The sequence below is a fragment of the Bacteroides sp. 1001136B_160425_E2 genome (assembly GCF_015559655.1).
GTDB lineage: Bacteria > Bacteroidota > Bacteroidia > Bacteroidales > Bacteroidaceae > Bacteroides > Bacteroides luhongzhouii.
In genome coordinates, this window is sequence record NZ_JADMQH010000040.1 from 1 (window position 1) to 7,493 (window position 7,493).

Below are 7,493 nucleotides of genomic sequence, written 5' to 3' on the forward strand. Positions count from 1 at the left end.
GTGGAAACAGGTAAAGCCAAGTGCAACGGATTAGGAAGATTTTCTGGCGTGTTAAATTTTGTATAAATGTGACTTTAAATGTATAAAACGAGAAGTTTCCGGGAGCGAAAACGCATCCCGGATTTAATGTAATTTTTTGTTGTATAGTTAGTTACCATAACGCAACTTTACCCATGCTTCCGATTTCAAGTTTAGCACTTATCCCCATAGCCTTAAAAACTCTTGCAATGGTGGAAAAGGTTAAATTCTTACCGTTTTCAATTCGGGAGATTTGAGCTCGTTGCACTCCTATCAGATTACCTAATTCCTCTTGGGTTAAGTTCTTTGATTGGCGAGCCTGTTTAATGGCTTCACCTATCAAAAAAGAGTTAAGTTCTTCTTCGTAGGCATCACGTTTGGGAGTACCTTTTTCTCCGATGTATTTATCCTCGATTTCTTCGAGTGTATAAAATTTCTTTGCTTCCATACGCTTTATCTTTTTGAATTAAAATAATCTTTTCTAATCTCTTCGGCTTTGGCTATTTCTTTGGGAGGTGTCTTTTGGGTTTTCTTGATAAACCCATGTGTTGCGATTACCAGAGTGTTTATCTTATCGTCCTTATCCCAAAAAGCAAGAAGCCTGTACTTGGTTTTGTTATAGAACGTTCTGAATTCCCAAATATCCGTATCATCCAATTTCTTGAATAAATCTGGATCAAGTACAAAGGTGGATTTACGAATATTGCTAATGATCTTCTCACGTACCTTGTTGGGCAATCCGTCTAAAAACTCTTGGGCTTCGTTGGATAATTTGACCTTGAATCTTGATTTTGCTTCCATATAAAGTTTTTTAGTGTTGCAAAGATAATATTTTGTTTCATTATATGGAAACAAAATATATTTATTTTATGCAGCCTGTTGTGCCGTTTTAATGTGTTTTTTTGTTTGTGGAATAGGTTCTTTCTTAGTGCCTCGCTCCGACTTCTCCCCGTCCCCCTTGTACGAGCTTTCGCCGTACCGCAGGGGAGGGTGTTCTTTCGATTGCTCGGCAGTCGAAAGAACAGCAAGAGGAAACCGGGCTTTGCCCTGTTTTTCCTCTTGCCCTACGGGGTTACGGCTGAATATCAGCCGTTTAAGTTTTTTAACCGCAATTAGTTTGAAATTGTGGTTAAAATCATACCTTTGTAAATCAGAGATTTAATAATATAATTAGCAATTAAAACAGCAATTGTATGGATAAGGAAACCACTACTTCTGTCACCATTGACCGAAAAACGTTTGCCCGGCTTGACAGGCTGGCAAAGTCCAATAATGTATCAAAGAAAGACTTCCTTTCCTGTGCGCTGGAGTACTTCGAGAAGTACGGAATCAACCCGGTTGAGCATGAGAGTCCGGCAAAGGAAATGCAGAAACTTATCAAACGCTGTGATCAGGTGATAGCGTTCATCAGGAAGCAGGAGCAGGATTTCTTGCGTCCGGCTTGTGAAGCCATGGGCAGTACAAGCATGAGAGTGACCATGAGTATGGACTCGATACTTACGGAAAAAAAGTTCAGCCAATACCAAAAGGACAATGACCTATTCATGCGTGATCTTGCAAGCCTTGCCGGGATAAGGGAGCAGGCTTTGGACCGGACGGAAAAGGCAGTCGGTCAGTCGAGGGATATGCTTCTGAAGAACCAACAAGCCATTTATGCAAGGCTGGACGCTGTGACGCAAAGGCAGGAGAAGATCTTCTCCTATATCGCAAGCTACATCGATGCGAAAGGAAAAGCCGGGCTTTTCGATGATATAAAAGCCTTGTACAAGGACGAGAAGAACAAAAGGGAAAAGATATGAACGTGAAGATACAGGGAGGCGGTAACGGCACATACGCCAATACAGGCAGTTGTGTTGCGGTGACGAACTATCTCCAGCATGAGGATTTGGAGAGGATGAAGAAAGGGGAGGAGGTGCAGCCGTTCTTCAACCAGTTCCGGGACTACGTGAGCTCAAGGGAGGTCACATTCAAGATAGACAACAACAAGGCTAAGTTAAGCCAGACTGACGCAAAGTTCTATGTTATTACCGTCAGCCCTTCAGAGAAAGAGCTGCGCTGCATGGGCAGGACTCCGCAGGAGCGTGCGGAAGCCTTGCAGTGGTACATCCGGCAGGACGTGATGAGAAACTATGCGGAGGGCTTCGGAAAAGGCTTGAGAAGCGATGATGTGGAATATTACGCAAAGATCCATTTCAATCGGGACGGTGACAGTGACAGCGATATGCACGCACATATCATCGTCAGTCGGAAAGACCGGAGCAACACCAAAAAGTTAAGCCCTAAAACGAACCACACCGGAAAGAAGAACTGCGGCAACGTGAAGGGAGGTTTTGACCGGACGGATTTTTTCCGGAAGTGTGAAAGCTCTTTTGATCGGCGCATGGGGTTTGACCGGGAGCCGGAGGAAAGCTTCGACTATCTTAATGCCGTCAAGAACGGAAGCCCGGCGGAAATAGCCCGGCAGGTGGAACGTGCGGAACGCATCAGAAAGGAGAAATGGGACAATCTCAAAGCGGAGCTTCAATCCCGGCAGGAACCGGAGAAGTCGAAAATTCAGCAGGTGGAAAAAACGCCGGACATCGAGCAGCCTATTCCCAAAAAGAAGCAGCAGGAGGAAGATCTGGAACTCCTGAAGAAGCCAAAAAGGAGCAGAGGTTTCGGAATGGGCATGTGATTTTTCTATTTTCCGGCACCGTTTATCTCGCTTACCGCAACATACGTAAGAAATGGACCATGCCCATAGCCAACTGGGCGACCATCGCACAACAATTAGCGGAATCCAAAATTTGCTAATACTTTATTTATTTCTACCTTTATAGCCATTAATAAAACAATAAAATTTTATTCATGGAAAAGCAAACAGCAGTTAGAGAAACTTTATTAAAAGAATTTGCCAATTGCAGTGATAAACTTTTCACTTTAGGAATAATTCGTACAGATAGCTTTACTGGAGAAATAGGAGAATTTATTGCCTCCAAGTATTTTAAACTAAGTTTAGCTGGTAAATCCACAAAAGCATACGATGGAGTATGTCCTAAAGGCTATAAATATCAAATTAAATCTAAAGTTATATCTAACAATAATCTTACTCATCATATTTCTAATCTAAAATATCAAGATTTTGACTATCTCGTAGTTGTATATTTTGATATATATTACAATCCTATATCCATATTAAAAATCCCTTCTAATAAAATTAATACGGAAGAATACATTATTGGCGCTTCTTCTGTGCATTCATTTTCTCAGAATATAGCTCGATTAAAATTACTTCAAAAAGAACAAGTCGCTATCAGAAATTTTGCTCAAAGTTACTTGAATTTACAAAAAGAAGGGATTATTAGAAGCCGTAAAGTAGTAGGGGATATTGGAGAATATTATGCTTGTAAACGCTTGAACCTAAAATTATCTAGCAATAAGAATGAGAAGGGACTGGATGCAATAGGTCAAGGAGGATTAACTTTTGAAATCAAAACAAGGCGAGTATATGATAGTGAAAGACGGACTTCTGAAACAAGAAGAATAAACAATCTAATAGGCAAAAATGCAGATTATTTAATTGTGGTAACTTTAAATCATGCCTTTGAATGTTCTGGAATGTGGATAATGCCAATGAAAAATATAATTAATCCTAAATCAGCCAATCTTAAGATTGTTAATACAACAAAAGGAGTAAAGAATTTAGTACCAAGCCAAATTAGTTGGTTAAACACTGGCGAGAAGTTTGTATCATTTAATTGCATGGATAAACAAAATAACTCTCAAGTGGAAGTCACAAATTCTGATATTAAGGGAAACAGCAATAAAATGCGTATTATTCTAATTATAATCATTATCTTCGCTATAATATGTTTGGTTGTGTGATTATTAATCTCAATTCTAAATATTTGTTAATATGATTTTACCAACAATGACATTGACCGAATTGGCAAAGGAAATTCAGTCTGATTACAAGGAAGTCCATGCACGCTGGACTAAATTTAATCCCAAATTCAATAAAATGAGATTGAAGCAAACATATTATCCATGGATATGGAATACAGAGATTATTACAAAGAAAAATAATAAATGGTTCTTCAGCTTTTATGCACAATCTAAAGAGGATGCTAACGTTGTAATTCCTCATGCCTACATTACTTTTAGGTATGGAGGAACTACATGGGCAGCTTATCCGCTTAAAGGGACAAATGTGTTACTGATTTTTTCTTCCCATTTCTTTGAACGTTACATTGAACGTTTCTTGGAACTAAATAAGGATGAGAAGCAATACACATCCCTTGATATAATAAAATTATTTTATTTACGCAATAACCACATTGGATGTATAAAACCTGAATTAGAAGATTTAGCTAGAGGTTTCTGTGAAGATGGAATGATTTTAGGTGAATGGATTTCTGAATCTGCTGCATTAATCAAAACCTTCTTATCTCGCAATGAACTAAAAGTAAATCAATATACAGAGTATTACGATATGTTTCATAATTGGATTATCCAAGATATGTTCTTAGCTCACAAAGGATATTCTCTCTCATCTATGGAAGAATTTGATAATTTACCAGATTCCTACTTCTCGCCTAAAGAATGGGAAAAATTTCTTAAACTAAGAGGTAATGAAATGTGGATAAATATAGCCATTGAATGTAGCGAATTTAGAATTGAACATAAAGAAGAATATGAAAAATGTTCTAATATGCTTCAAGCGATTATGGACAATCGTTCTTTAGAATAAAAAGTAACATTATGATTACCCCAGAAGAATTAATACAAGACTTAATAGATTTTTATGGTTATGAAGTGGACTTGTCGTATGCGATTAACTACATAGACATGGTAGGTCAATATGCCTCAGTTAATGGTTTTCATCTTTGGTTGCAAGATTTGTTAATATGAATGATACAAGTCCTTCAACGTTTTCGAGGATAAAACCAGCAGGTTCCTTTTTCTTTAAAATTCTTTCAACATCAAAAAACAAAGTACCACGTGTTTCTGTAAAGCCCAATCTTTTTCCGCCGCCGGAAAAAGATTGGCATGGAAAACCTGCACAACAAATGTCAAAATCTGGAATTTCTTTTTCATTAACTTGTGTAATATCTCCGTTTATTAACTCGTTAGGATGATTTTGTTTTAAAACCTTTATGGCATGTTTCTTGATTTCAGAAGTAAATACACACTCTGTTTTATAACCAGCTTCGTGTGCGGCTAATTCTAAGCCACATCGAATGCCACCAATTCCAGCAAAGAGGTCTATAAATTTAATAGTTCCTTTCATTATAATTCGGTGTTTACTTTTATTTTCCCTATTGTTTTTTGTTCGTCACGTACCCGGCACAGTTCCCGGTGTGCCTTTTCCTTGTATTCTAGCAAAGCGGAGTTTTCGGAGCGCAGCCGGGCAATCTCCCGTTCTTGTTCTTCGCTTTTGGCTTCTGCCTTTGCTTTTTCTTCGGCAGCATGGGCGATCAGTTCCGGCGCAGGGAGTTGCTTGGCGGTCTGTTCCCGGACAGTTTGGAGAAGCAGGCGCACCGCTTCCGTTTCCTCGTTGTGTTGTTCCATGATCTTTGCGGATTGTTCCAGCCGCCCGGCAACCTTTTCTAATGGGGAGAGGTCAAATGCTTCACCCCGGAGGTCGAACCCGGTTCTTTGGAAATAATCAACGGACAACTCAACAAATTCTTTGCGGGTTATGCCCGTACCCTTTAAATATTCATCTAATTTTTGGGCGTACTCTTGGCTTATCGCTATGGTGGTAAGCGGTGTTTTCCTCTTTTGCTTGCTTTCTTGTCCTTTTTCCATTGTTGTAAAATGCTATATTCTGTTGCAAAGGTAGTTATAAGTTTTGTTATTGCAGCTTATCGCAAATGTTATTGCAATTTATTGCGGTTATAGCAAAATAAATCACTCTGTTATTAGCTGGAAGTCATGGTAAACGCCCCCTTTTCTTCCGCAGGCTTCCGGACATGGTTCAGTGAATATCACTGTTACGAATATTGCCCCGGCGAACTTCTCTATCTCTGTAACCATTGCCCGTAAATCCCTGCCATAGCCGTTAATTTCGGCTGGTACGATAACTTTATCACCTGTTTTCATACTTGTATTTTTTTATTCTATTCCAAAATCTTCCATTAAGCAAACCCGGATGATAGCCCCTATCTGTTTGGCTGGCTTGTCTATATATTGCTCAAACTTCTTTTGTATCTTTTGCGCCACCTGTATGGCTATTTCCGGGTGTAACTGTACGGCGTTCACTACACGCTTAACATATCCTTTGTCACTTTTGGAGAACCTCGAAATAGTGGTTGTTATGTAGATGATCGCCTGTTTGGCGCTTTCGTATTCCAATAGCTTTTGTTGTTCGGTTTGCCTTGTGTAAACGTAAAATTTGTATTCGGTCACTTCCTTGCCTTTGTAGCTCTTTGGTTCGAACTCGAAATATAAATCGCATTGTCCGGCATTGTACAACTCCCGGAGTTCCTTTTGCGGATCGTCAAGTACACGCCTTTTGAAATCGCATCCCCGTTTGTATTTCTTTTCCAACATGAACATTTCCCGGAGCTTTTCGACTGTGTAGAAGAAGAACCCGGCGTTTCGGTATTGGCAGCACAGTTCGTAAAACCTTTGCGAGAATGTGCTTTTGAGTGCGATTGCTACCGTCATGGAGTAACTCGTGAAGTTTTGGGCGAGTTCCACGTAATAGGGTAGTACCTCTTTGGAAACTTGCACCTCAAAATACGATTTATTTTTGATATGCTTGACGTAATTGACAAAACCGATACTTAGCCACATCTTTTCGTTGTTAATTTCTATATCGCGATTTCTAAGCCGTTTTAGCGCATCGTAGATGTTTTGCATCTTGGTATTGTCACCGCATTTTTTTAGTTCTTCCTCGTGTATGGTGATAATCAGATCATCGAATAAGTCCCGTCTGCCGTTCTCGTTCTCGATGTATTGCGCCCGGATATTTCGTATAATGGAGTATAGGGCACGTTTTTCGATAAGGTCGAACTTGTAGCGTGCGGTAGTCAGCGCATTGTCTTGCGACAGGACTATATCCCTCTGTTTCTTGTCTTTCTTCTCCATGACTTTAATGCTTTTCGCAAAGGAAATATTTATCTACGACAAAAACAAATATTTGACGTAGAATATTTGTCGTAGATAGCCGTTTTTTTCGGAAATTTGTCGTAGATGCTCGGAAATTTGTCGTAGATGCTCGGAAATTTGTCGTAGATGACCTTTGTAAGATATTATAGCACAATGTGTTATGCTATGCCATAAAAGTAACTAAAAAGAAACTAAAAATTACCGTAAAGCAATGGAGTGTTTCTTTTTTGGTTTATAGAGGTCGCTTCGCTCCACTTTTCAGCGTGTTTTTTGATACGACGAATTTCCGGAGAATGGGAGAGAGTGGAAACAGGTAAAGCCAAGTGCAACGGATTAGGAAGATTTTCTGGCGTGTTAAATTTTGTATAAATGTGACTTTA

The 7,493-nt window shown here is 39.3% G+C and carries 10 protein-coding genes and 1 pseudogene; 5 read left to right on the plus strand and 6 right to left on the minus strand.

Annotation, left to right across the window (positions count from 1 at the left end; genetic code table 11):
- Positions 1–151 precede the first annotated feature (151 nt).
- On the minus strand, positions 152–466 hold the full coding sequence (locus I2I04_RS22760; protein ID WP_007851388.1) for a helix-turn-helix domain-containing protein: 315 nt from the start codon (positions 464–466) through the stop codon (positions 152–154).
- 5 nt (positions 467–471) lie between these two features.
- On the minus strand, positions 472–819 hold the full coding sequence (locus tag I2I04_RS22765; RefSeq protein WP_008669299.1) for a type II toxin-antitoxin system RelE/ParE family toxin: 348 nt from the start codon (positions 817–819) through the stop codon (positions 472–474).
- A 392-nt stretch (positions 820–1,211) separates the two neighbouring features.
- Here I2I04_RS22765 and btgA point away from each other — a divergent pair, with 392 nt between their 5' ends.
- The 4 genes from btgA (at position 1,212) to I2I04_RS22785 (ending at position 4,747) form a co-directional block, all read left to right on the plus strand.
- Entirely contained in the window at positions 1,212–1,817 is a 606-nt protein-coding gene (gene btgA, locus I2I04_RS22770) for a mobilization protein BtgA (protein WP_008782580.1), read from the plus strand.
- Positions 1,814–2,692, plus strand: coding sequence for a mobilization protein BtgB (gene btgB, locus I2I04_RS22775; RefSeq protein ID WP_008782579.1), 879 nt, complete (start codon positions 1,814–1,816; stop codon positions 2,690–2,692). The genes btgA and btgB overlap by 4 nt, the downstream gene beginning before the upstream one ends.
- Before the next feature lie 173 nt (positions 2,693–2,865).
- Positions 2,866–3,882: a DUF6998 domain-containing protein gene (locus tag I2I04_RS22780; protein ID WP_008782585.1), complete on the plus strand. Its 1,017-nt coding sequence runs from the start codon at positions 2,866–2,868 to the stop codon at positions 3,880–3,882.
- 31 nt (positions 3,883–3,913) lie between these two features.
- Positions 3,914–4,747, plus strand: a complete 834-nt coding sequence (locus I2I04_RS22785; protein WP_032951959.1) for a hypothetical protein — start codon at positions 3,914–3,916, stop codon at positions 4,745–4,747.
- A gap of 120 nt (positions 4,748–4,867) precedes the next feature.
- Here the strand turns inward: I2I04_RS22785 and dcm are convergent, their stop codons facing one another.
- The 4 genes from dcm to I2I04_RS22805 form a co-directional block, all read right to left on the minus strand.
- Positions 4,868–5,287 carry a DNA (cytosine-5-)-methyltransferase gene (gene dcm, locus I2I04_RS22790; RefSeq protein WP_008782583.1) on the minus strand — a complete coding sequence of 140 codons (420 nt, stop codon included), beginning with the start codon at positions 5,285–5,287 and terminating at the stop codon, positions 4,868–4,870.
- On the minus strand, positions 5,287–5,808 hold the full coding sequence (locus tag I2I04_RS22795; protein WP_008782582.1) for a BfmA/BtgA family mobilization protein: 522 nt from the start codon (positions 5,806–5,808) through the stop codon (positions 5,287–5,289). The genes dcm and I2I04_RS22795 overlap by 1 nt, the downstream gene beginning before the upstream one ends.
- A gap of 102 nt (positions 5,809–5,910) precedes the next feature.
- Positions 5,911–6,102, minus strand: a complete 192-nt coding sequence (locus I2I04_RS22800) for a hypothetical protein (protein ID WP_008782581.1) — start codon at positions 6,100–6,102, stop codon at positions 5,911–5,913.
- A 12-nt stretch (positions 6,103–6,114) separates the two neighbouring features.
- On the minus strand, positions 6,115–7,092 hold the full coding sequence (locus I2I04_RS22805; protein WP_138294210.1) for a replication initiation protein: 978 nt from the start codon (positions 7,090–7,092) through the stop codon (positions 6,115–6,117).
- A gap of 91 nt (positions 7,093–7,183) precedes the next feature.
- Between I2I04_RS22805 and I2I04_RS23710 the strand changes: the two are divergent.
- A pseudogene (locus I2I04_RS23710) lies at positions 7,184–7,243 on the plus strand (four-helix bundle copper-binding protein); the annotation flags it as partial.
- Between the last annotated feature and the right edge of the window lie 250 nt (positions 7,244–7,493).